Source organism: Klenkia taihuensis (assembly GCF_900112525.1).
Taxonomy (GTDB): Bacteria; Actinomycetota; Actinomycetes; order Mycobacteriales; family Geodermatophilaceae; genus Klenkia; species Klenkia taihuensis.
On sequence record NZ_FOMD01000002.1, the window covers coordinates 127391 to 150249 of the forward strand.

Below are 22859 nucleotides of genomic sequence, written 5' to 3' on the forward strand. Positions count from 1 at the left end.
CCGCCCCACATCCAGGAGGATCACCATGGGCATGCGCATCAACACCAACACCGCGGCGATGAACGCCTACCGCAACCTGTCGGTCAACGACAGCCAGATGAGCAAGTCGCTGGAGAAGCTCTCCTCCGGCTTCCGCATCAACCGGGCTGCCGACGACGCCGCCGGGCTGGCCATCTCCGAGGGCCTGCGCTCGCAGATCGGTGGCCTCAAGGTCGCCGTCCGCAACGCGCAGGACGGCGTCAGCGTCGTGCAGACCGCTGAGGGCGCGCTGGCCGAGACCACCAGCATCCTGCAGCGCATGCGCGACCTGTCGGTGCAGGCCTCCAACGACGGTGGTCTGTCCACCGCCGCCAAGGGCAACCTGCAGGCCGAGATCAACCAGCTGAACTCCGAGCTGAACCGGATCGCCTCGTCGACCTCGTTCAACGGCAAGAAGCTGCTCGACGGCTCCTACACCGGCAACTTCCAGGTCGGCGCCAACAGCGGCGAGGTCATCTCGATCGCCATCGGCTCCAACGGCGCCGGCATGGACGCCACCGGCCTGGGCGTGGCGGGCATCGACCTCACCGGGGTCGGCGCCTTCAGCTCCGCCGCCGCCAGCGGCACGGCCAGCACGGTGTTCACCACGAACGCCACCTCGGCCGCCGCCGCCACCGTGGCGTTCACGTCGTCCTCGGCCGCCAACTCGGCCTTCGCCTCGGGCGCCTCGGCGACCGACGCGGCTGCCATCAGCGAGTTCGCTGCCCTCGACGGCACCATCTCCGTCGGTGGCAAGTCGTTCAACCTGGCCACGGTCGACTACGCCGGTGTCACCACCGCCGCCGACGCGCTCACCAAGCTGAACTCCGCCGTCGACGCGGCGCTCGGCAACGTCGGCTCCTTCACCGCCGCGGGCAACCAGCTCACCTTCACGATGACCGACGACGCCGCGAGCAGCAGCGCCGCCGACATCGCGAAGGCGACCCCGGTGTTCACGGCCGGCTCGGGTGCGGACGCGGCGATCGCGAAGCTCGACGACGCGATCTCGAAGGTCAGCACCCAGCGCGCGAACCTCGGTGCCATCCAGAACCGGTTCGAGCACACCATCGCGAACCTGAACACCGCGGTGGAGAACCTGTCGGAGTCGGAGTCCCGCATCCGCGACACGGACATGGCCTCGGAGATGACCAACTTCTCCAAGAACCAGATCCTGGTCCAGGCCGGCACCGCGATGCTGGCCCAGGCCAACTCGTCGTCGCAGTCGGTCCTGAAGCTCCTGCAGTAAGCACCACCCCCTGCCTCCGGGCGGGGCGCACCACCTCGGGCGAGGGGGGAGGCCAGCAGGCCTCCCCCCTCGTCGCGTTCCCTGCCACCCCGTCCGGGTGAGCCGGTGGTTTCGGGTTGAGGTGGGGCCGGGGGCGGCCGATGTAGGGGGAGCAGGACCTCCACCGCTCGCACGCTCACCAGGAAGGACGACGATCATGGCCTCCGCCATCGACGGACTGGTCTCCGGGCTCGACACCACCTCGATCATCAACAACCTGATGAGCGTCGAGGCCCGGCCGCAGACCCTGCTGAAGTCCCGGCTCTCCGACACCCAGGCCAAGGCGACCGCCTACCGCGCGGTCAACACCCGCTTCGACGCGATCCGCACCGCCGCCGAGGCCCTGACCGCCACCTCCCTGGAGGCGGCCCGCACCGCGCGGACCACCACGTCGGACGTCACGGCCACCGCGTCCGCCACGGCCGCCCGGGGTTCGGTCAGCTTCACCGTGGAGAACCTCGCCGCCGCGCAGACCACCTTCACCAGCCGGACCTGGTCCTCCACCACCGCCTCCGTCACCGGGGAGCCCGAGCCGACCTGGCCCATCCAGGTCATCGACGCCAACGGCGCCGTGACCGACACGATCACCATCCCCGAGGGCGCGTCCCTCGTGGACGTGGTCAGCAAGATCAACGCGGCCGGCTACGGCTTCCAGGCGCAGATCGTGCAGACCGGCGACAGCGGCTACCGGATCAAGATCGACGGGACCAGGACGGGTGCCGACAACGGCTTCCGCCTCGGCCTGACCCGCACCGACCCGGACGACCCCGGCGCGACCGTGGTGGACGAGACCGCGTTCACCACCGTCCAGGCGGCCCGGGACGCCGAGATCGACCTCGGCGGCGGGGTCCGCGCCACGTCGTCCACCAACACCTTCGCCGACCTGCTGCCCGGGACCGCGGTGACGGTCAGCAAGCGCACCGACGGGCCGGTGACGGTCACCGTCGGCACCGACAGCTCGGCCATCGCCGGGAAGGTGCAGGCACTCGTCGACGCCGTCAACGGCGCCCTGGGCGTCATCAAGGGGTTCACGGTCTCCACCGCCGGGTCGGCCACCGCGACCCTGCAGGGCGACTCGGCGCTGGTCAGCCTGTCCGGTCAGTTGCTGTCGACGGTGTCCACCGCCATCGGCGGGGCGTCGGCGTCGCAGGTCGGCCTGCAGCTGACCCGCGACGGCAAGCTCACCTTCGACGCGGCGACCTTCACCGCCAAGCTGGCCGCCGACCCGGCCCTGGCGACCCGGCTGATCAGCGGCACCGCCGACAGCACGGTCGGTGGGGTGACCACCCCCGGTGTCCGGGGCATCGCCGGCCGGCTCCAGGCCCTGGCCAGGACCGCGAGCGACTCCTCGACCGGCACCCTGGTCGCGCTGGCCAAGGGCCGCGACACCCTGGCGAAGGACATCCAGGACAAGATCGACGCCTTCGACATCCGCCTCGCCCAGCGGAAGGCGACGCTCACCGCCCAGTTCACGGCGCTCGAGACCTCGCTCAACACGATCAAGAACCAGTCGTCCTGGCTGAGCTCGCAGATCGGCCAGCTGTACAACCCGAACAAGTCGTCCTGACCGCCCGCTCCCCCGTCGCCCAGGAGAACCCCGAATGACCGCCGCGCTGCGCTCCCGCTACCAGTCCTCCGCCGTCGAGACCGCCTCTCCCCAGCGACTGCTCGTCATGCTCTACGACCGGCTCGCCCTCGACCTGGTGCGCGCCGAGGCTGCCCTGGGCGAGGGCGACCGGGTCGAGGCCAGCTCGCAGCTCATGCACGCCCAGGACATCGTGCTCGAGCTGCACAGCACCCTGAACCCCGAGGTGTGGGAGGGCGCGGGCGCGCTCAGCTCGCTCTACACCTGGCTCTACGGCGAGATGGTGCTGGCCAACGTCAAGGGCGACGCCCGCCGGGTGGCCGACTGCCGCACGGTCGTCGAGCCGCTGCGGGACGCCTGGGCCGAGGCCGCGGCGATCCTCAGCGGCCAGAACGCGGGATGAGCCTGCCCGGCCTGCGGGCCATCCGTGCGAGCGACCCCTGGCCCGCGACCCCGGCCGGCCGCGCCGACGACCAGCCCGACGAGCGTCGGCGCCGGTCGGACGCCCCGCCCCGCACGTGGGCCGAGGCCCTCGACGACCTCGAGGACGACGCCCGCACCGCCGAGCGCACCCTGGCCGGCGCCTCGCCCGACGAGATCGCCGCCTGGGGACGCCGCTCCACCGACTGGGTGCCCCCGAGCGGGCTGGGCCCCCTGCCCGACGACCTGCGCGAGCGGGCCGCGCGGCTGCTGCAGCACCAGCTCGCGGTCGCCGAGGCCCTCGTCGAGGGCATCACGCAGTCCCGCCGCCAGCGCGACCTGGCGGCCCGCATGTCGCAGTCCCCGACCCGGCCGGTGTCCTCCTTCATCGACCGCCCGGTCTGAGCAGCGCACGGCAGATCACCACAGGACCCCCCGGCCCGGCACCCGCCGGACTGGGGGGTCCTGTGCGTGACGGGCCGCTGAGCTGGCACGACTCAACATCTCCCCGCGGGTGTCGATACTCGCTGCACCACCCCTCCTCCCCCCTCCGCACGCGCAGCCCCGTTCGTCCCACACGTCGCCACGGCCACGATGGTCACGACGGGCCCTCGCACTGCCGATGACCGTTGCACGCGACGGACCTGCCTTCCCGAGGGTCCGCGCGAGCACCGCGGAGGTAGTGACATGGAGCGGACGGTCGTCCGGTGATCGGCATCTCCGACACCACGATGACGGCGTTGCACGCGGCCCTCACCGGCCTCTCGCAGCGCCAGCGGGTGAGCAACGACAACATCGCGAACGTCAACACCCCCGGCTTCCTCGCCGGCCGGACCGACTTCGAGTCCTCGCTGCGCTCCCAGCTCTCCGACGGCCGCGGCGTCGCCGTCGGCGGTGGCTCCGTGCACCGCTCGCTGGCCGCCACCCGCACCGACGGCAACAACGTCGACCTGGACTCCGAGACCGTCATCGCCACCGAGACCGGGCTGCGCTACCAGCTGGCCCTGCAGGCCCTCAACGGCAAGTACGACCTCCTGAGCGCCGCGATGAGGACCCAGTGACCATGTTCGACGCCCTGAGGATCTCGGGCTCCGGGATGACCCTGCACCGCAAGTACCTCGACGCGGTCTCGGACAACATCGCCAACATCAACACCGCGGCGGCTCCGGACCAGGAGGCGTTCAAGGAGCGGTTCATCGTCGCCCAGGCCGTCGACTACGGGTCGGGCACCGGCGGCGTCCGGGTGGCCGGCGCGGCGTTCGGCAGCGGCGAGGGCAAGCTCGTCTACTCCCCCGACAACCCGCTCGCCGACGACGAGGGCTACGTCCGGCTGCCCGACATCGACCTGGGCACCCAGATGACCAACCTGCTCATCGCCCAGCGCGGCTACCAGGCCAACATCAGCGCGATCTCGCGCGCCACCGACGCCTACCAGGCGGCCCTCTCGCTCGGGAAGAACCTGTGACCGTCAACCCGCTCGCGCTCACCACCGGCACCGGGGTCGGCGTCAGCTCCGGCTACTACAACAACGGCGTCAGCAACAGCGTGGCGTCCGGGGACATCGCCGGGATGCTTGCCAACGGCGTCTTCACCGCCGGCAGCGCCGCCGTGGCCGGCTCCACGGCCACCACGCAGGTCCCGCGCACCGCCGACGGCAGCTCCTTCGCCGACCTGCTGTCCTCCTCCATCGGGCAGCTGCAGGGTCTGCAGAGCACTGCCGATACCTACGCGCAGCAGGCCGCCACCGGCGACCTGCAGGACGTCCACGACTACATGATCGCGGCGAACGAGGCCAAGCTCGCCACGACCGCCGTCGTCACCATCAAGAACAAGGCCGTCGAGGCCTTCAACGAGATCATGAGGATGCCGGTCTGATGCCCGCCGTTCTTGCCGGCCCGCTGGACCGGGTGCGCACGACGCTGGCCACGATGACCTTCCAGCAGAAGGCCATCGCCGCCGTCCTGGTGCTGGGCCTCGCGCTGGGCTCGTTCTTCTTCGTGCGCTGGGTGACCACGCCGACCTACGAGCCGCTGTTCTCCAACCTCTCGGCCAGCGACGCCTCCGCCATCCGCGACGAGCTCGACACCGAGGGCGTGCCCTACCAGCTGCAGGGCACCGACACGATCCTGGTCCCCAAGGACCAGGTCTACAGCCTGCGCCTGTCGATGGCCGGCAAGGGCCTGACCCCGCAGGCCGGCAGCGACTCCGGCTACGCGCTGCTGGACCAGGGCGGCATCACCACCAGCGAGTTCCAGCAGCAGACCACCTACCAGCGGGCCCTCGAGGGCGAGCTCAACAACACCCTCGAGTCGATGAACGGCGTGCAGACCGCCGCGGTGCACATCGCCATGCCCAAGGAGGAGGTCTTCGTCACCGACACCAGCAACCCGACCGCCTCGGTGCTGCTGGACCTCACCCCGGGCACCGAGCTCTCCGGCGAGCAGGTGCAGTCGATCGTCAACCTGGTCGCCGGCTCCGTCTCGGGGATGAAGCCCGCCGACGTCACCGTCACCGACACCGACGGCCAGCTGCTGTCGGCGGCCGGCAGCGTGGGCGGCACCAGCAGCCAGTCCGACGCCACGGCCACCTTCCAGAACACCCTGCAGGCCAACGCGCAGAACCTGCTCGACCGCGTCCTGGGCCCGGGCAACTCCATCGTGACGGTCGCCGCCACGATGAACTTCGACCAGAGCCAGAGCACCGCGACCACCTACAGCTACCCGGCCCAGCTCCCGGCGACGTCGGAGGCGACGACGTCGGAGACCTACACCGGCACCGGCTCGGGCGTCAGCGGCGTGCTCGGCACCGACGGCACCACCGGGGCCACCACCGGCGGCGACGGCAACTACGACAAGAACTCCACGACGGTCAACAACCCGATCAACACGACCGTCACCAACACCGTCTCCACCCCGGGCCAGGTCGAGCGGCTGACCGTCGCGGTCGCCCTCAACACCGCCGGCGGCAGCACGGTGCCCAACGGCACCATCCAGGACCTGGTCAGCCAGGCCGTCTCCCTGGACCCCGCCCGCGGCGACGCCATCACCGTCTCCTCGATGGCGTTCAGCACCGCCGCGGCCGACGCGGCCCAGGCCGGCATCGCCGCGGCCAACGAGGCCGCCGCCAGCGAGCAGATGTGGTCGATGGTCAAGACCGGCGCCATCGTCGGGGGCCTGCTCCTGGTCCTGCTGCTGGTCTGGCTGAAGAACCGGAAGAAGAAGGGCGACCTCGACGAGGACTACGAGGAGCTGGACGGCGACTACGACGACCTCGACGCGCTGCAGGTGGCCAGCACCCGCGACGCCGGCCTGCAGTCGCGCACCGCGGCCGCCGTCGAGGCCATGGAGCGCCAGCGCCTGCGCGGTGAGATCACCACCATGATCGAGTCGCAGCCCGACGCCGTGGCGTCGACCCTGCGCGGCTGGTTGGCCGAGAGCCGGACATGACCCTGGCGTCCGTCGAGCAGATGGTGGGCCTGGAGCCCGGGGGCGACCCCGACCGGGCTCCCGTCCGCCTGCCCCGACGCGACCTCTCCGGACTCCGCAAGGCTGCTCTCTTCCTTGCCCAGATGACCCGGGAGGAAGCGGGGGCCGTCATGGCCCAGCTGACCCCCGAGGAGATCGACGCCCTCACCGGTGAGCTGATGCGGCTCAAGAGCGTCGACCCGGGCGACATCGACGACGTCCTGTTCGAGTTCCACGACCGGATGCTGCACGCGCCGGCCGTCGGGGCGGGCGGGCTGGAGTTCGCCCGGCAGGCGCTCACCGCCGGGCTCGGCGACGCCGAGGCCGCCGCCGTCCTCGGCCGGCTGCAGAGCGTCTACGAGGAGCCGCCGTTCACCTCGCTGCGCAACGCCGACACCCGGCAGCTGCTGTCCTTCGTGCGCGAGGAGCACCCGCAGATCATCGCGCTGGTGCTGGCCCACCTGCCCGCCCCGCAGTCGGCGGAGCTGATGAGCCGCCTCGAGCCCGACCGCCAGGCCGACGTCGCGCTGCGGATCGCGATGATGGACCGCACCACCCCCGAGGTGGTCCGGCTCGTCGAGGACGAGATCGGGCGCCGGATGGGCTCGCTGCTGTCCTCGCCGGACCTGCCCGCCGCCGGTGGTGTCGAGACCCTCGTCGAGATCATCAACCGGGCGTCGCGGCCGACCGAGAAGTCGATCCTGGAGGCCCTGGCCACCAACGACCCGGAGCTGGCCGAGAAGGTCCGTTCGCAGATGTTCGTCTTCGAGGACATCGTCATCGTCGACGACCGGTCCATGCAGCTGGTGCTCCGCGAGGTGTCCCCCGCCGACCTGGCCGCCGCGCTCAAGGGCGTGCGGGACGACGTCCGCGACAAGGTCATGCGGAACCTCTCCGAGCGCGCCGCGCTCGACCTCACCGACGAGATCGAGCTGCTCGGCCCGGTCCGCGCGGCCACGGTCGGCGAGGCCCAGGCCCGGGTGGTCGCGGTCCTGCGGACCATGGAGGAGTCCGGCCAGATCACCATCGACCGGGGAGGCGACGATGACCTCATCGCCTGAGGGAGCCGTCCTGCGGGGCGACTCCGCGGCCCGCGCCGTCGCCTGGGACCGCTCGGCCGGTGCCGGCCGGGTGCTCCGCGAGGCCCCGACCCGGGTGCAGCGCCCCGTGCTCGCCCGGGTCGGCGCGGAGCCCGACGTCCCGACGTCGGTGCTCCGCGCCGACGCCGCGGCCGCCGCCGTCCCGTACGTCGCCGACCGCCGGTCCCCCGACCGGGCCGGACGGCGGGTGGGCGACGTCCCCGCGCCCCGGCTGGAGGACGTCTACGCCGCGGAGCTGCACCGGCTGCGCGAGCAGGCCCGGACCGAGGGCTGGGCCGCGGGGCACGCCGAGGGCATGGCCCAGGCCGAGGCCGCCGTGGCGCGGGTCGAGGCCGAGGCCGAGGCCCGGCTGCTGGCCGTCCAGCAGCGCTGGGAGTCGCGGATCGCCTCCACCGTCGCCGCGCTCACCGCCGCCTGCGCCCAGGTCGACGCCACCCCGCCGGTGGGCGGTGAGACCTTCGACCAGCTCGTGCTGGGGTCGGTGCTGACGCTGGTCGAGGAGGTCTTCGACCGGGAGCTCGCGGTGGCCGCGCAGCCCGGCGTCGACGCGCTGCGCCGCGCACTGGCGCTCTCGCCCGAGGACGGCCCGACCGTCGTCCGGCTCAACCCCGACGACCTCGAGCGGATCGACCCGACCGTGCTGGCCGGCCTGCCCGCCTCGGTCCGGCTGGTCGCCGACCCGCTGGTCGAGCGCGCCGGCGCCGTCGCCGAGACCGGCGTGCAGCGGGTCGACGCCCAGCTGGGCCCGGCGCTGCAGCGGGTCCGGGACGTGCTCGGCGCATGAGCGTCGCCGACGTCGTCGCGCGCGCACGCACCGCCGCCCGCCCGCTGTGCACCGGCACCGTCACCGGTGCGATGGGCCTGACCATCTCCGTGGAGGGCGTCACCGCCGCGGTCGGGGACGTCGTGGAGATCGCCGGGTCCAGCGGGCCCGGCGGGGTGGGCGGGTCAGGAGCACTGCGCGCGGAGGTCGTCGCGCTGCACCGGGACCGGCTCACCTGCATGCCCCTGGGCGAGGTCCACGGGGTGCACGTCGGGTCGCGGGTCCGCGCCACCGGCCGCCCGCTGCAGGTCCCGGTCGGGACGGCGCTGCTCGGCCGGGTGCTCGACGGCCTGGGCCGCCCGGTGGACGGCGGGCCCCCACTGGCCGGCCGCGCCCGCTTCGTCGACCTGGCCACGCAGACCCCGCACGCGCTCTCCCGTGCCCGGGTTGCCCAGCCGCTGTCCTTCGGCGTCCGCGCGCTGGACACCCTGGTGCCGGCCGGGCGCGGGCAGCGGCTGGGCATCTTCGCCGGTTCCGGCGTCGGCAAGTCCACCCTGCTCGCGCAGATCACCCGCGGCACCGACGCCGACGTCCGGGTCATCGGGCTGATCGGCGAGCGTGGCCGTGAGGTCCGGGAGTTCCTCGAGGAGAACCTCGGGGCCGAGGGCATGGCCAACACCGTCGTGGTGGTCGCGACCTCCGACGAGCCGCCGCTGGTCCGGCTGCGGGCGGCGTTCGTGGCCACCCGGATCGCCGAGGACTTCCGCGACCAGGGCCGCGACGTGCTGCTGCTCATGGACTCCATCACCCGCACCGCGATGGCCCAGCGCGAGGTCGGCCTGTCCGCGGGCGAGCCCCCGGCCACACGCGGCTACCCGCCGAGCGTGTTCGCGATGATGCCGCGGCTGCTGGAGAAGGCCGGCACCGGCGCGGTCGGGTCGATCACCGGGCTGTACACCGTGCTGGTCGAGGGCGACGACCACAACGAGCCGATCGCCGACACCGCGCGGTCGATCCTCGACGGCCACGTCGTGCTCACCCGGCAGATGGCCACCGCCGGCCACTTCCCCGCCATCGACGTGCTGGAGTCGATCTCCCGCGTCGCCTCCGCGGTCACCGCACCGCACCGGATGGCCGACGCGCGCGAGGCCCGCCGGCTGCTCGGTGCGCTGCGCGACGCCCGCGAGCTCATCGAGATCGGCGCCTACACCGAGGGCAGCGACCCGCTGGTCGACCGGGCCCGGCTGCTCGAGCCGCAGCTCACCGGGTTCCTGCGCCAGTCGGTGGAGGACACCACCTCGCCCGACGCGGCCTGGGACGAGCTGCACCGCATCGTGACGGGTTCGTGAAGCGCACCGCCTTCCGGCTGCAGCCGGTGCTCGAGCTGCGCCGCGCCCAGGAGCGGGCCGCCGGTGCCGCCGCCGCGGCGGCGGCGCGCGCCGCGGCCCGCAGCGAGGCGCAGGCCGCCGACGTCACCCGCTCGCTGGCGTCGGCCCGGCTGCCGGAGCGGATGGACGGCGCGACCTTCGTGGCGACCATGGTCGGGTTGCGCGCCCTGGCCGCCGATGAGGTGGATGCCCGGGCCACCGCCCGGGCCACCGCCGAGCAGGCCGAGGCGGTGCGCGCCAGTTGGACCGCCGCCGCGCAGGCCACCAAGGCCCTGGAGCGGCTGGCCGAGCGGCACCGGCTCGCCGCCGTGCGGGCCGAGCTCGCCGCCGAGGAGCGCGCGGCTGACGACGTCGTCACCGGGCGGCACGGCCGGACCAGGACCGGGGAGGAGGACACGTGGAAGGCCTGACCGCCGTCCAGAGCAGGATCGCCGAGATCCAGAGCCGCATGGCGACCTTCGCCGGCGGTGGCCCGAACGCCGCGTGGCTGTCCGCCGCGTCCGCCGCCGGGCTGATGGGCACCACCTCCACCGCGGCCGCCACCGGCAGCACCGCGGCCGCCGCCGGGACCTCCGCGGAGACCGCCGTCGTGCAGGCCGCGACCGAGTACCTGGGCGTGCCCTACCTGTGGGGCGGCACCGACCCGGCGAAGGGCCTGGACTGCTCCGGCTTCACCCAGCGCGTCTTCGCCGACGTCGGCATCACCATCCCCCGCACCTCCAGCCAGCAGGCCACCGCGGGCACCGCCGTCGCGAACCTCGCCGACGCCCGCCCCGGCGACCTCGTCTTCTTCGACAACAGCTCGGCCCGCGCCGGCATCGACCACGTCGGGATCTACCTCGGGAACGGGAAGATGATCGCCTCACCGCAGGAGGGCGACGTCGTCAAGGTGCAGGACGTCGGCAACCCCACCGTCATCCGCCGCGTGCTGCCCACGGCCGCTCCGGCCGCGGCGCCCCCGGGCGGCTCGCTGGCCGGCGTGCCCTACGCCGACCTGTTCACCGCCGCGGCCTCGCGGCACGGCGTGAGCGCCGCCGTGCTCGCCGGCATGGCCGAGGTCGAGTCCGGCTTCGACCCGGGCGCGGTGAGCCCGGCCGGCGCCCAGGGCCTCATGCAGTTCATGCCCGCGACCGCCGCCGGCCTCGGCGTGCGGCCCATGGACCCGGCCTCCGCCGTCGACGGCGCCGCGAGGTACCTGGCGCAGCTGACCGCCCGCTTCGGCTCCACCGACCTCGCGCTGGCCGCCTACAACGCCGGCCCGACCGCGGTCGCGAACGCCGGCGGCATCCCGGCCTACGCCGAGACCCAGGCCTACGTCCGCAAGGTCAACGCGGCCGCCGCGGGGTACGCGTCGTGACCGCCGCCCTCGGCGCGCAGGTCGCCGTCGCCGCGCCCGCCGCCCCCGCCACCGGTCCCACGGCCGGCGACCCGGACGGCGCGGCCGCCTTCGCCGGCGTCCTGCAGTCCGCCGTGCAGGCACAGCGGGACCCGGCCGGGACGCCGGACGACCGCCCCGCGACCCCGGACGACGAGGACGCCGCCACTGCGCTGGTGGCCGCGTCCCCGGTGGGTGCGCCGCCCTGGTTCCTGCTTGCCGTGCAGCCCGCCGCGGCCGTGGCCGCCGTGGTGACGCCGGTCGAGGGCAGCTCCGCCACCGCCGTCGGCGCCGTCCCGCCCGGCGGACCGGTGACCGCTCCCCCGGCCGCAGCCGTGGTCGCAACGTCCCTGCCCGCTGCCGCAGCGGCGCCCGCGGCCGAGGGGGGCGCCGCCGTCCCGGCGCCCACCGCACCGGGCTCCGCCCCCGCCGCCACCGTCACCTCCCCCGCCGCGGCTGCCCCCACCGTCGCCTCCGACGACCAGGTACGCACCCCCGCTGCCGTCAGCGCGCCCACCGGGGCCACCGGGCTCGACGGCCGCCCCGGGCCGGCCACCGTGCCGAGCACGGCCGGCGTGCCCGCGTCGCCGACCGGCCCCGCCCCCGCCGTGCCCGGCCCGCCGGCGGACCCGGCCGGCACGCCGGCCACCGGTCCGGCCCCCGCGGCCGCGCAGCCCCCCGGCGTCCCGGCGGCCGGCCAGGTCGCCGCCCCGACGGCCGTCCCGGTCGACACCGTGGCCGGTCCGGACCTGCCCGGAGCGCCCGTCGCCGTGCCGCCGTCGGCCGCCGCGGGTGCCCGGCCGGCCGGCCTGCCCGCGGCCACCGCCGCCACCCCCGGCGCGGTCGCCGTCCCGGGCAGCACCGGGTCCGCCCCGGCCGTGACCGCACCCACCAGCGCGGCCGTCGAGCCTCCCGTGACGGACGCCGCGGCGGCTGCCCCGACCGACGACCCGGTGGCCCCGCCCGTCGTCGCCGCGGCGCGGGCGGCGACCACGACCGCGCCGGCCCCTGCTGCCGAGCCGGTCGCCGTCGCCGGCGCACCGGCCGCCCCGGCGCCGTCCGGCCCGTCCGCACCGGCCTCCGTCCCGACCTCCGCCCCGACCGGGCCCGAGGCGGTCGACGTCCCCCGCACCGACGCCCTGCTCCCGGGCGCCGCCCCCGCGCCGGCGGCGGCCCCGGCCCCGGCCGCGGCCGTCCCGACCGGACCGGCCCCGGCCGCTCCGGCCGACCCCCCGGTGGCCGCCCAGCTGGCCCCGCAGCTGACCGCACTGGCGACCCGCGACGGCAGCCACTCGGTGACCGTCGTGCTCGCCCCGGAGTCCCTGGGCCGGGTCGAGGTCCAGCTGACGGTCACCGGTGACCAGGTGTCGCTGGCGATGAGCGCCGGGCAGGACGGCAGCCGTGCCGTGCTGGCCGACGCGGTCCCCGAGCTGCGCCGTGAACTCGCCGCCGCGGGCCTGCAGCTGACCGACGCCCAGGTCTCCACCGGTGGCGGCCAGCAGTCCGGCTCGGGCTGGACCGCTGGCCAGGACCCCCGCTCACCGGGTCCCCGCTGGGATGCGGTACCGACCGGCCGCGCGACTGCCGATGAGGACACCAGCACCAGCAGCACCACCCGCCACACCCGTGGCGGACCGGCGCCCTCCGGCGTCGACGTCCGCGTCTGAGGAGGACCCATGACCGTCACCGCCACCTCCGGCAGCACGTCGCTGTCCGCGATGGCCGGCTCCGCCACCACCTCGGTGGGGACCAGCGGGATGGACAAGGACACCTTCCTCAAGCTGCTCGTGGCGCAGATGAAGTACCAGGACCCGGAGAAGCCCGCCGACTCCGGCGCCCTGGTCACCCAGACGGCCACCTACTCGCAGGTCGAGACGATGCAGAAGCTCACCGAGCAGAACGCCGCGATGCTCGCCCTGCAGCGGGCCTCCAGCGCCGGCGCCCTGGTCGGGAAGACGGCCACCTACGTCGGCGAGGACGGCGTCGCCGCCACCGGGCGCGTCAGCTCGGTGATCCTCGGCTCCGACAGCACCGAGTCCACCGCGGTCATCGACGGGCAGACCGTCGCCGTCGGCCGCATCACCGCCTTCTCCGCCTGACCGGCGCTCCCCCGCCCACCCCCACCCCAGGAGTCCCCGTGCTGCGTTCCATGTTCTCGGCCATCTCCGGCCTGCGCGCCCACCAGACCAAGATGGACACCGTCGCGAACAACATCGCGAACGTGAACACCGTCGGCTTCAAGACCCAGAACACGGTCTTCGAGACCACGCTCACCCAGGTGCTGCGCAGCGGCAAGGGCCCCGACGACACCGAGGGCGGCACCAACCCCGCCCAGGTCGGCCTCGGCGTCAAGCTCGCCGCCATCACCACCGACTTCGGCCAGGGCAAGACCCAGAACACCGGCCGTGCGCTGGACTTCATGATCCAGGGCGACGGCTTCTTCGTGACCAAGACCGGCGGTCAGCAGCTGTTCACCCGCGCCGGCTCCTTCACCTTCGACGGCGCCGGCAAGCTCATCACCGCCGACGGCAACCGGGTGCAGGGCTGGATGTCCGACGCCGACGGCACGATCGACACCGGCGGCACCCTCGAGGACCTGCAGGTCCAGTACGGCGCCGCGCTGCCCCCCAAGGCCACCACCGCGGTGACCATGAGCCGCAACGTGCTCATCGACCCCGCCGCCGCAGCCGGCGCGAACGTCAAGGTCGCCAAGGCCACCGTCTACAACCAGGCCGGCGTCGAGCAGCGGCTCAACCTGACCTGGACCCAGCAGTCGGTGGACAACACCAACGGCAACAGCCAGTGGACGCTGTCCATCGCCAACGAGGACGGCACCACGCCCCCGGCCCCGGTGACCGCCGACGTCCTGTTCACCGCCGGCGGCACGCCGACCTTCAGCAACCTCAGCGCCGGCGCCGCGACCACCGGCAACACGCTGACCGTCCCGGGCTGGGGCTCCCCCACCGGCGCCGTCTTCGACTTCGCCCAGGTGACCGCCCAGGCCGCCGGCACCGCGATCGCCGCGGTGGACCAGAACGGCTACACCGCCGGCTCGCTGTCCAGCTTCTCGCTGTCCGAGGACGGCACGATGACCGGCGTCTACACCAACAACGAGCGCCGCGCGATCGGCAAGCTGGCCATGGCCACCTTCGACAACCCGTCCGGCCTGATCAACATGGGCAACACCAGCTACGCGGTGGGCGACAACTCCGGCGTCGCGCTGATCGGCGCGGCCGGTACCGGCTCGCTGGGCACGCTGTCCTCCGGCGCGCTGGAGATGAGCAACGTGGACCTCTCCGAGGAGTTCACCGGCCTGATCATCGCCCAGCGCGGCTTCCAGGCGAACAGCCGCGTCATCAGCGCCTCCGACGAGCTGCTGCAGGACCTGGTCAACCTCAAGCGCTGATCCCGGGTCCTCCGGTGGGCGGCCCGGTCACCCCGACGGGGTGACCGGGCCGTGCCGCTTCAGAGATCCACCCGGCGCGCCGATGACAGCAGTGCGCCACCCCCCACGACGACGACCTGGAGCCTCCGGTGATCTGCCTGACCCGCCTGAACGGGGAGCCCTTCGCGCTCAACCCCGATCTGATCGAGCGGGTCGAGGCGCACCCCGACACGGTCATCTCGCTCAACGACAACGTCCGCTTCCTGGTCCGCGAGAGCCTGCAGGAGGTGCTGGTCGCCATCCGCGACTACCGCTCCGACGTCCTGGCCACCGCCTACGCCATGGACCGCGGCACCCACCCGCGCCCGCTGATGTCCGTCCTCGCCGACGACGGGCACGACTGCGACCCCACCGGGGACGGCGACCACGCCGTCCTGCCCTTCCCCCACCGCGAGGAGCGCTGACATGGATCCGGCAACCCTGATCGGCGTCGGCGTCGCCCTCGTGGCGATCCTGGTCTCGATGATCCTCGAGGGCTCCTCGCCCATGGCGATCATGCTGATCCCGCCGATCCTGCTGGTCTTCGTCGGCACGTTCGGTGCGGCGATGGCCGGCTCGACGATGGCCGACGTGAAGAAGATGGGCGGCTGGATGAAGCAGGGCTTCATGCCCACCGCCGTCCCGCCGGCCGCGGACAAGATCCAGGACCTGGTCATCCTGGCCGAGAAGGCCCGCAAGGAGGGCCTGCTGGCCCTCGAGGGCCCGATCAAGGACATCCAGGACCCGTTCCTGCAGCGCGGTCTGCAGATGGCCGTCGACGGCACCGACCCCGAGGACCTCCGCACCGTGCTCGAGGCCGAGATCTCGGCGAAGAAGGCCGAGGACAAGGTCGCCGCCAAGTTCTTCACCGCCATGGGCGGCTACGCGCCCACCATCGGCATCATCGGCACGGTCATCGGGCTCATCCACGTGCTGGAGAACCTCAACCAGCCCGACAAGCTCGGCCACCTCATCGCCGCCGCGTTCGTCGCCACCCTCTGGGGTGTGCTCTCGGCGAACGTGCTGTGGCTGCCCGCCGGCGCCAAGATCATGCGCACCAGCGACCTGCAGGCCGCCCAGATGAAGCTGCTCGTCGAGGGCATCGCGGAGATCCAGGCCGGCACCAGCCCGCGCACCGTCCGGCAGAAGCTGACCTCCCTGGTGCCGCCCAGCGAGGCGGCCGCCATGGCCAAGGCCGCGGCGTGAGCGGTCACGACTCCGGGAAGAAGGGGCGCCGCCGGCACGAGGAGCACGAGGAGGAGGAGCACGAGAACCACGAACGGTGGCTGGTGTCCTTCGCCGACATGATGACGCTGCTGACCGCGGTGTTCATCGTGCTCTACTCGATCAGCCAGGTCGACCAGCTGAAGTTCGCCGCGTTCGCCGAGGGCCTGTCCGAGAGCTTCGGCGCCCCCACCGCGATCATCGACACCGGTTCGCCCACCGCCGACGCCGGCGTGCTCGACCAGCTCAACTCGCCGATGCAGGTCGACAACCAGGTCGACCCCACGCAGCGCCCCGACGAGGCCACCCAGGCCGCCGCCCGCGCGCAGGCCCTGGCCGAGCAGTCGGCGCAGAACCAGGCCGAGGCGCAGGCCCAGTACGACCAGCTCGCCGCCGCCCAGGCGGCCATCACCGCCGCGCTCACCGCGGCGGGCGACGCCGACGCGGCCACCTTCCAGATCACCGACGAGGGCCTCGTCGTGCACATCGTGGCCGACCAGGTGCTCTTCGGTCCCGAGCAGGCCGACCTGCGCGGCGAGGGCAAGACCGTGCTGGACGCGATCGCGCCCACCCTGGCCTCGCTGCCCAACGCGCTCAAGGTGGAGGGGCACACCAACTCGCTGCCGGTCACCCCCGGTGGCCCCTACCCCTCCAACTGGGACCTCTCGGCCGCCCGCGCGGTGAACGTGCTGCGCTACCTGGTCGAGACCGACGGGTTGCCGGCGGACCGGATGCAGGCCGCCGGTTTCGCCGACACCCGACCGCTCCTCCCCGACTCCGACCCCGCGTCGGTGTCGGTCAACCGCCGGGTGGACGTCGTCGTCCTCTCGACCGCCTCGGCCGAGGCCAGCGCCCTGCTGCCCGGCCTCGCCTCGCAAGCAGCCCAGCAGGCGGCCCCCCAGGCCGTCACCGCCCAGGACCAGGAGAGCACCCCGTGACCGCACCCACCAAGGAGCGGCCGGTCGCGGCCGCCGACAGCAAGGGCAAGAAGGGCAAGGACGCCGCCGAGGACGGCGAGGAGAAGAAGGGCGGCAAGCTCAAGCTGATCGTCATCGCCGTCGTCGCGCTCCTCGGCATCGGCGCCGGCCTGTACTTCTTCGTCTTCTCCGGCTCCGGCGAGGAGGCCGAGCCCGCCCCGGTGGCCGGCATCGTGCTGCCGCTGGACTCCGTGACGGTCAACCTGGCCGGCGGCGGCTACCTCAAGATCGGGGTGAGCCTGCAGCTGACCGAGGAGGCCGGCGAGACCGCCCCCGACGGGTCGAAGGCCACCGACATCGTCATCGACATGTTCTCCGAGGCCCAGCCCACCGACGTCACCGGCAACCGGGACGCCATGAAGGCCGAGCTCGAGCAGCGCATCGAGGAGGCCTACAACACCGAGGAGGCCGGCGACCTCGTGATGGGGATCTACTACACGGAGTACGTCACCCAGTGACGGGACGGTCCGGGTGGTCACTCTGACCACCCGGACCGCCGATGAGGGATCCGTGACCCTCGCCGACGCTGCACCCGCGCCCCGCGCAGCGGCGTTGATGGCCTCCCGGCGCCGTCGCGGGGAGGCCCGCAGCTACGACTTCCGGCGCCCCACCAAGCTCTCCCGCGACCACGTGCGGGTGCTGCAGAACCTGCTCGAGTCCTTCGCCCGGCAGACCGCCACCAACCTCACCCAGGTGCTGCGGACCGAGGTCAAGGTCGAGCTCGGCGGCATCGACCAGTTCGCCTACGACGACTACATCGCGCACCTGGACAACCCGGTGTTCATGTCGGTCATCTCCTTCGAGCCGCTGCGCGGCCGGGGCCTGCTGACCTGGTCGATGGACGTCGCGATGGCGATGATCGACCTGCTGCTCGGCGGCTCGGGCACCGCGGCCCAGCCCCAGCGGCCGATGACCGGCATGGAGACCCGGCTCGCCAAGTACCCCGTCGAGCGGGTGCTCTACGAGCTCGGCGTCGCGCTGCGCCCCGTCGTCCGGCTCGACTTCGGCCTCGAGTCCTTCGAGTACCAGCCGCAGCTGGCCCAGCTGGCGGTCAGCAGCGAGACCGTCGTGGTCAGCTCCTTCTCCCTCACCCTCGGCGACCGCGAGACCGAGGCGACGCTGATGCTGCCGTTCGCGCCGTTCGCCCCGGCCCTGCACGGCGCCACCTCCCCGCAGCTGTCGGCGCAGGCGCTGCGCGAGCGGCAGCAGGCCTCCGACGCGCTGTCCGAGCGCCTCGGCGCGGTCCCGGTCGAGGTCAACGCCCGCTTCCGGCCGATCACCGTGCCCAGCGCCGACCTGCTCGGCCTGGCCGTCGGCGACGTGCTGCTGCTGCGCCACCCCCGGGACAGCCCCCTCGAGGTGACCACCAACGACGTGGTCTTCGCGCACGCGGTGGCCAGCAACCACCGCCGTCGGCTCGCCGCCGAGATCGTCGCCACCCCGCCCAGTTCCACCAGCACCGCGAGGGACCACCAGTGAGCACCGGAACCGCCGCCCGCACCGACGACGCCGCCACGATCTCCGCCGCCGTGGTCTCGGCCGCCCAGGCCGCCGGCGCCCTGCTGCCCGCCACCTCCGCGCTCAGCTGCGGCTCCCCGGTGGACGACCCCGACATCGCCCCGCTGCCCGGCGACTCCCCCGCGGCGATCACCGCCCGGCTGTCCGGCGAGGTCAGCGGTGACGTCGTCCTGGTCGTCGCCGGCTCCGTGGTCGAGGCCCTGGCCAACTCCCCGGTCGGCAAGCTCGACGTCGCCGCGGCCATGCGCCCGGCGCTGGAGGCGGCCGCCGGCGTGCTGGGCCGGGTCACGGTGACGAGCGAGCGGATGGAGGAGCCCGAGGCGGCGCTGGACGGCTTGCGCGACAAGGGCGTCTTCCTCGCCGTCCCGCTGCTGGCCGCCGGCGAGCACCAGGCCACCCTCGCCCTGCAGGTCACCCTGCCCCGCCCGCAGGGCCAGACCCAGCGCGGCAGCCTGGAGCTGCTGCGCAACGTGGCCATGGAGGTCACCGTCGAGATCGGCCGCACCCGGATGACGGTGCAGGAGCTGCTCTCCCTCTACCCCGGCGAGATCGTCGAGCTCGACCGGGCCGCCAGTGCCCCGGCGGACCTGCTGGTCAACGGCACCCTCATCGCCCGCGGCGAGGTGGTCGTGGTCGACGAGGAGTTCGGCCTGCGCATCACCGAGGTGGTCACCGACGCCGCGGCCGCCGAGCTCGGGCAGGCCTCGGCATGACCTGGATGGTCATCCGGCTGGTCCTCTCGCTGGTCTTCGTCGCGGGTGTGCTGTGGTTCGCCGCCCGGGTGGCCAAGAAGCGCGGCCTGGGCATGGGCAACGGCCTCATCGAGGTCGTCGCGCGCCAGCGGATGGGCCGCAGCAGCACCGTCAGCGTGCTGCGGGTGGCCGACCGGGTGCTCGTCGTCGGCAGCACCGAGGAGAACGTGACGCTGCTGGCCGAGATGGACGCCGAGGTCGTCGAGGAGGTGCTCGCCGAGGCCGAGGAGGAGCGGACCGCCGCGCAGGAGGCCCGCCGGGCCGCCGTCGCCGCCCGCCGTCCGGCCCGCGCGCTCGAGGCCGCCGACGACCCGTTCGACCACGACGCGCCCACCAGCCAGATCCCGCTGCCCGCGCTGCCCGGTGTCCCCGGCACCCGTCGTCCCCGCCGTCCGGTCCCGGTCGGCCGGCAGGCCGGCGGGAGCGGGCTGGTCGCCGGCTCGGTGTTCGACCGGGCGGCCTGGACGCAGGTCGTGGAGGGCCTGCGGGAGCGGACGGTGCGCCGCTGATGACCGCGCTCCTGCGGGAGCGCGCCGGCCGCTGGGCCACCCGGGTGGGGGTGGTCACCGCCGCGGGCGCGACCCTCCTGACCGTCACCGCCACCGCCGCCCTCGCGGTCGACGACCCCACCGCACCGGTGGCCCCGACCGCGCCGACCGGCGGCCTGGACATCAGCATCGGCGGGGACAGCCCGTCGAGCGCCATCACCCTGATCCTGGCGATCACGGTGCTCTCGATCGCCCCGGCGCTGCTGCTGCTGGTCACCTCGTTCACCAAGATCGTCGTGGTGCTCTCGCTGACCCGCAACGCGCTGGGCCTGCAGAACTCCCCGCCCAACCAGGTGCTCACCGGCCTGGCGTTCTTCCTGACCCTGTTCGTGATGGGCCCGGTGATCGCCGACATCAACCACCTGGCGATCCAGCCCTACCTGGACGGCTCGATGTCGGTCGGGCAGGCCTACGACGCCGGGGTCGAGCCGCTCAAGCACTTCCTGCTGGCCAACACCCGCGGCGACGAGCTCAAGCTGATGGTCGGGCTGTCGGGCGAGCAGATGCCGGCCGACCAGGACGCGGTGAGCATGCTGACGCTGGTCCCGGCGTTCGTGCTCAGCGAGCTCAAGAGCGCCTTCATCATCGGGCTGGTCGTCTTCATCCCGTTCCTGGTGCTGGACATGCTGGTCAGCGCCGCGCTGATGGCGATGGGCATGATGATGGTCCCGCCGGTGATCGTGTCGCTGCCGTTCAAGCTGCTGCTGTTCGTCGTCGTCGACGGCTGGGCGCTCATCACCACCGCGCTGGTCGGCTCCTACGCGGGCAGCGGCTGATGTCCGACGCCCAGATCACCGACCTGGCGGTGCAGACGATGATCGTGGCCGCCAAGGTGGCCGCGCCGATCCTGCTCACCGCCCTGCTCGTCGGGTTCGCGATCTCGCTGTTCCAGGCGGCGACGCAGATCCAGGAGCAGACGCTGTCGTTCGTGCCCAAGCTGATCGCCGTGGCCATCGCCATGGTGGTCACCGGCAACTGGGTGCTCTCGGAACTGGTCTCCTTCACCCACCAGCTCTTCGACGCACTGCCGGCGCTGCTCGGCCGGAGCTGACCGCGTGGACCTCGACGTCTCCGAGGCCACGCTCGCGGCGCTGCTGCTGGCCACCGCGCGCACCGCCGGGTTCGTGCTGCTCGCCCCGCCCTTCAACTCCAAGGCCATCCCGGCCACGGTGAAGGGCGCGCTGTCGGTGTGCCTGGCCCTGGTCGTGTTCCACCAGGTCGAGGCCCAGCTGGGCCAGCTGTCGACCGGCTACCTGGTGCTCACGGCCCTGACCGAGGTGGTGATCGGCGCTGCCCTGGGCTTCGTCGTCCAGCTGTTCTTCGCCGCGATCCAGCTGGCCGGCGACATCCTCGACGTCACCGGCGGGTTCTCCCTGCAGCCGGCCTACGACCCGCTGTCGATGAGCACCGCCTCGACCATCGGCCGGCTGCAGAACCTGCTGGCCATCGGGCTGCTGTTCACCAGCGGCGGGCACCTGCTGCTGGTCCGCGGGCTGTGGACCTCCTACCAGGGGCTGCCGCTGGGGGCGGTGCTGCCGGCCGAGCAGATCGGGCCGACGGTGGTGCACGCGATGAGCACCATGTTCCTGGCCGCGCTGCAGATCGCCGGGCCGCTGGTGGCGGTGCTGCTGCTGTCCGACGTCGCCCTCGGGCTGCTCTCGCGTGCCTCGCCGCAGATGAACATCTTCTCCCTCGGCTTCCCGGTCAAGATCATGCTCACCCTGGTGATGCTCGGGCTGACCTTCCCGCTGCTGCCCACCGCGCTGGACAGCCTCGTGGAGACCGCCACCCGCGCCTTCCTCGCGCTGAGGGCGGGGTAGCGCCGTGGCCCAGGACGGTCCGGGTGGTGAGAAGACAGAGAAACCGACACCCCAGCGCCTGAAGAAGGCGCGCAAGGAAGGGCAGATCCCGCGCACCCAGGAACTGGGGACGTGGCTGGGGGCGGTGGCGGCGAGCTTCCTGCTGCCGGTGATGGTCGGCAAGTCCTTCGACGGGGCGCGGGCGCTGTTCCTGCAGATCGGCCAGGTGGCCGAGCGGCCCGACCTCGAGGCGGTCAACCGGCTGCTCGGGCAGGCGCTGACCACCTTCCTCATGGCGGTGCTGCCGCTGGCGGCCGGGATCATGGTGGTCGGGGTGCTGTCCTCGGCCGCGCAGGGCGGGGTCGTCTTCGCCAGCAAGCCGATCAAGCCCACCTTCTCCAAGATCAACCCGTTCCCCGGGCTGAAGCGGATGTTCGGCGGGCACGGCCTGTGGGAGACGGCGAAGGCGCTGATCAAGACGGTGGCCATCGGCGTGGCCATCCTGCTGACCGTCGACGACGTGCAGAGCCTGGTGGCGTCGTCGGGGTCGATGCCGCTGGGCACCGTCGCCTCGGTGTTCACCGACTCGGCGCTGATGATGATCCGGGTGGCCGCGTTGACCGGCCTGGTGCTCGCGGTCGCGGACTACATGGTGGTGCGGATGCAGACCATGAAGAAGCTCAAGATGAGCCTCTACGAGATCAAGCAGGAGCACAAGCAGCAGGAAGGTGACCCGCACGTGAAGGGCCACCGCCGCGCGGTCATGCTGGCCCAGGCCCGCAACCGGATGATGACCGACGTGACCACGGCCGACGTGCTGCTCACCAACCCCACCCACGTGGCCGTCGCGCTGAAGTACTCCCCCGCCTTCGGTGCACCGCGGGTGGTGGCCAAGGGCTCGGGCGAGGTGGCCCGCCGGCTGCGCGAGCTGGCCGCCGAGCACGGCGTCCCCCAGGTGCGCGACATCCCGCTCGCCCGCGCCCTGCACGGCAGCTGCGACCTGGGCCAGGAGGTCCCCCCGCAGCTGTTCACCGCCGTCGCGCGGGTGCTGGCCTTCGTCATGCAGCTGGGCACCCGCGGCATCCGGGGCGGGGTGCACCAGCCCGGCTTCAGCCCGCCGGACACGACCGGGCTGCCGGTCGCCGGCCGCCGCCGCGTCACCCCCGTCGCCGGTGGCGGCACCGGTGCGGTGGACGGCGTCTCCGCGGCCTGACCCCGG

At 73.3% G+C, this 22859-nt stretch carries 27 protein-coding genes; all 27 read left to right on the forward strand.

What is annotated here, in order from left to right:
• The first annotated feature begins 25 nt into the window (after nt 1-25).
• The 27 genes from BM158_RS08495 (at nt 26) to BM158_RS08625 (ending at nt 22853) form a co-directional block, all read left to right on the forward strand.
• The gene (locus BM158_RS08495) at nt 26-1264 is read left to right on the forward strand and encodes a flagellin N-terminal helical domain-containing protein (RefSeq protein WP_091556704.1); all 1239 of its coding nucleotides are present in this window, start codon (nt 26-28) and stop codon (nt 1262-1264) included.
• Between the two features lie 196 nt (nt 1265-1460).
• Nucleotides 1461-2870 (forward strand): flagellar filament capping protein FliD, encoded by a 1410-nt coding sequence (gene fliD / locus BM158_RS08500; RefSeq protein ID WP_091556706.1) that lies wholly within the window; start codon nt 1461-1463, stop codon nt 2868-2870.
• A gap of 34 nt (nt 2871-2904) precedes the next feature.
• Nucleotides 2905-3291: a flagellar export chaperone FliS gene (fliS, locus tag BM158_RS08505; protein WP_091556708.1), complete on the forward strand. Its 387-nt coding sequence runs from the start codon at nt 2905-2907 to the stop codon at nt 3289-3291.
• Nucleotides 3288-3713, forward strand: a complete 426-nt coding sequence (locus BM158_RS08510; protein ID WP_091556710.1) for a hypothetical protein — start codon at nt 3288-3290, stop codon at nt 3711-3713. Before fliS ends, BM158_RS08510 begins: the two co-directional genes overlap by 4 nt.
• A 302-nt stretch (nt 3714-4015) precedes the next feature.
• Complete coding sequence (locus BM158_RS08515) at nt 4016-4369, forward strand: flagellar basal body rod protein FlgB (protein WP_195826733.1); 354 nt, start codon at nt 4016-4018, stop codon at nt 4367-4369.
• 2 nt (nt 4370-4371) lie between these two features.
• Entirely contained in the window at nt 4372-4773 is a 402-nt protein-coding gene (locus tag BM158_RS08520; RefSeq protein WP_091558579.1) for a flagellar basal body rod protein FlgC, read from the forward strand.
• The gene (gene fliE / locus BM158_RS08525; RefSeq protein ID WP_229827895.1) at nt 4770-5183 is read left to right on the forward strand and encodes a flagellar hook-basal body complex protein FliE; all 414 of its coding nucleotides are present in this window, start codon (nt 4770-4772) and stop codon (nt 5181-5183) included. The genes BM158_RS08520 and fliE overlap by 4 nt, the downstream gene beginning before the upstream one ends.
• Entirely contained in the window at nt 5183-6754 is a 1572-nt protein-coding gene (gene fliF, locus BM158_RS08530; RefSeq protein WP_091556712.1) for a flagellar basal-body MS-ring/collar protein FliF, read from the forward strand. Before fliE ends, fliF begins: the two co-directional genes overlap by 1 nt.
• The gene (gene fliG / locus BM158_RS08535) at nt 6751-7833 is read left to right on the forward strand and encodes a flagellar motor switch protein FliG (protein ID WP_091556714.1); all 1083 of its coding nucleotides are present in this window, start codon (nt 6751-6753) and stop codon (nt 7831-7833) included. Before fliF ends, fliG begins: the two co-directional genes overlap by 4 nt.
• Entirely contained in the window at nt 7817-8656 is an 840-nt protein-coding gene (locus BM158_RS08540) for a FliH/SctL family protein (RefSeq protein ID WP_091556715.1), read from the forward strand. The genes fliG and BM158_RS08540 overlap by 17 nt, the downstream gene beginning before the upstream one ends.
• On the forward strand, nt 8653-9984 hold the full coding sequence (locus BM158_RS08545) for a FliI/YscN family ATPase (RefSeq protein ID WP_091556717.1): 1332 nt from the start codon (nt 8653-8655) through the stop codon (nt 9982-9984). The genes BM158_RS08540 and BM158_RS08545 overlap by 4 nt, the downstream gene beginning before the upstream one ends.
• Nucleotides 9981-10433, forward strand: coding sequence for a flagellar export protein FliJ (locus BM158_RS08550; RefSeq protein ID WP_091556719.1), 453 nt, complete (start codon nt 9981-9983; stop codon nt 10431-10433). Before BM158_RS08545 ends, BM158_RS08550 begins: the two co-directional genes overlap by 4 nt.
• A complete protein-coding gene (locus BM158_RS08555; RefSeq protein WP_091556721.1) occupies nt 10421-11380 on the forward strand; it encodes an NlpC/P60 family protein in 960 nt (319 codons plus the stop codon). Before BM158_RS08550 ends, BM158_RS08555 begins: the two co-directional genes overlap by 13 nt.
• Nucleotides 11377-13065 (forward strand): flagellar hook-length control protein FliK, encoded by a 1689-nt coding sequence (locus BM158_RS08560; RefSeq protein ID WP_091556723.1) that lies wholly within the window; start codon nt 11377-11379, stop codon nt 13063-13065. Before BM158_RS08555 ends, BM158_RS08560 begins: the two co-directional genes overlap by 4 nt.
• Nucleotides 13066-13074: 9 nt before the next feature.
• Nucleotides 13075-13497, forward strand: a complete 423-nt coding sequence (locus BM158_RS08565; RefSeq protein ID WP_091556725.1) for a flagellar hook assembly protein FlgD — start codon at nt 13075-13077, stop codon at nt 13495-13497.
• Between the two features lie 38 nt (nt 13498-13535).
• Nucleotides 13536-14804 carry a flagellar hook protein FlgE gene (locus tag BM158_RS08570; protein WP_091556727.1) on the forward strand — a complete coding sequence of 423 codons (1269 nt, stop codon included), beginning with the start codon at nt 13536-13538 and terminating at the stop codon, nt 14802-14804.
• Nucleotides 14805-14932: 128 nt separating this feature from the next.
• Nucleotides 14933-15247: a flagellar FlbD family protein gene (locus BM158_RS08575; RefSeq protein ID WP_091556728.1), complete on the forward strand. Its 315-nt coding sequence runs from the start codon at nt 14933-14935 to the stop codon at nt 15245-15247.
• 1 nt (nt 15248) lies between these two features.
• Nucleotides 15249-16028 carry a motility protein A gene (locus BM158_RS08580; RefSeq protein WP_091556730.1) on the forward strand — a complete coding sequence of 260 codons (780 nt, stop codon included), beginning with the start codon at nt 15249-15251 and terminating at the stop codon, nt 16026-16028.
• Nucleotides 16025-16984 carry an OmpA/MotB family protein gene (locus tag BM158_RS08585; protein WP_229827896.1) on the forward strand — a complete coding sequence of 320 codons (960 nt, stop codon included), beginning with the start codon at nt 16025-16027 and terminating at the stop codon, nt 16982-16984. Before BM158_RS08580 ends, BM158_RS08585 begins: the two co-directional genes overlap by 4 nt.
• Nucleotides 16981-17481: a flagellar basal body-associated FliL family protein gene (locus tag BM158_RS08590; protein ID WP_091556732.1), complete on the forward strand. Its 501-nt coding sequence runs from the start codon at nt 16981-16983 to the stop codon at nt 17479-17481. The genes BM158_RS08585 and BM158_RS08590 overlap by 4 nt, the downstream gene beginning before the upstream one ends.
• Before the next feature lie 52 nt (nt 17482-17533).
• Nucleotides 17534-18502 carry a flagellar motor switch protein FliM gene (locus BM158_RS08595; RefSeq protein WP_229827897.1) on the forward strand — a complete coding sequence of 323 codons (969 nt, stop codon included), beginning with the start codon at nt 17534-17536 and terminating at the stop codon, nt 18500-18502.
• The gene (gene fliN, locus BM158_RS08600; RefSeq protein ID WP_091556737.1) at nt 18499-19254 is read left to right on the forward strand and encodes a flagellar motor switch protein FliN; all 756 of its coding nucleotides are present in this window, start codon (nt 18499-18501) and stop codon (nt 19252-19254) included. Before BM158_RS08595 ends, fliN begins: the two co-directional genes overlap by 4 nt.
• A complete protein-coding gene (locus tag BM158_RS08605) occupies nt 19251-19802 on the forward strand; it encodes a FliO/MopB family protein (RefSeq protein ID WP_091556738.1) in 552 nt (183 codons plus the stop codon). Before fliN ends, BM158_RS08605 begins: the two co-directional genes overlap by 4 nt.
• Nucleotides 19802-20617: a flagellar type III secretion system pore protein FliP gene (gene fliP, locus BM158_RS08610; protein WP_091556741.1), complete on the forward strand. Its 816-nt coding sequence runs from the start codon at nt 19802-19804 to the stop codon at nt 20615-20617. Before BM158_RS08605 ends, fliP begins: the two co-directional genes overlap by 1 nt.
• A complete protein-coding gene (gene fliQ / locus BM158_RS08615) occupies nt 20617-20892 on the forward strand; it encodes a flagellar biosynthesis protein FliQ (RefSeq protein WP_091556743.1) in 276 nt (91 codons plus the stop codon). The genes fliP and fliQ overlap by 1 nt, the downstream gene beginning before the upstream one ends.
• A gap of 4 nt (nt 20893-20896) precedes the next feature.
• Nucleotides 20897-21661 carry a flagellar biosynthetic protein FliR gene (gene fliR, locus BM158_RS08620; RefSeq protein WP_091556745.1) on the forward strand — a complete coding sequence of 255 codons (765 nt, stop codon included), beginning with the start codon at nt 20897-20899 and terminating at the stop codon, nt 21659-21661.
• Between the two features lie 4 nt (nt 21662-21665).
• On the forward strand, nt 21666-22853 hold the full coding sequence (locus tag BM158_RS08625; RefSeq protein ID WP_091556747.1) for an EscU/YscU/HrcU family type III secretion system export apparatus switch protein: 1188 nt from the start codon (nt 21666-21668) through the stop codon (nt 22851-22853).
• Nucleotides 22854-22859: the final 6 nt, after the last annotated feature.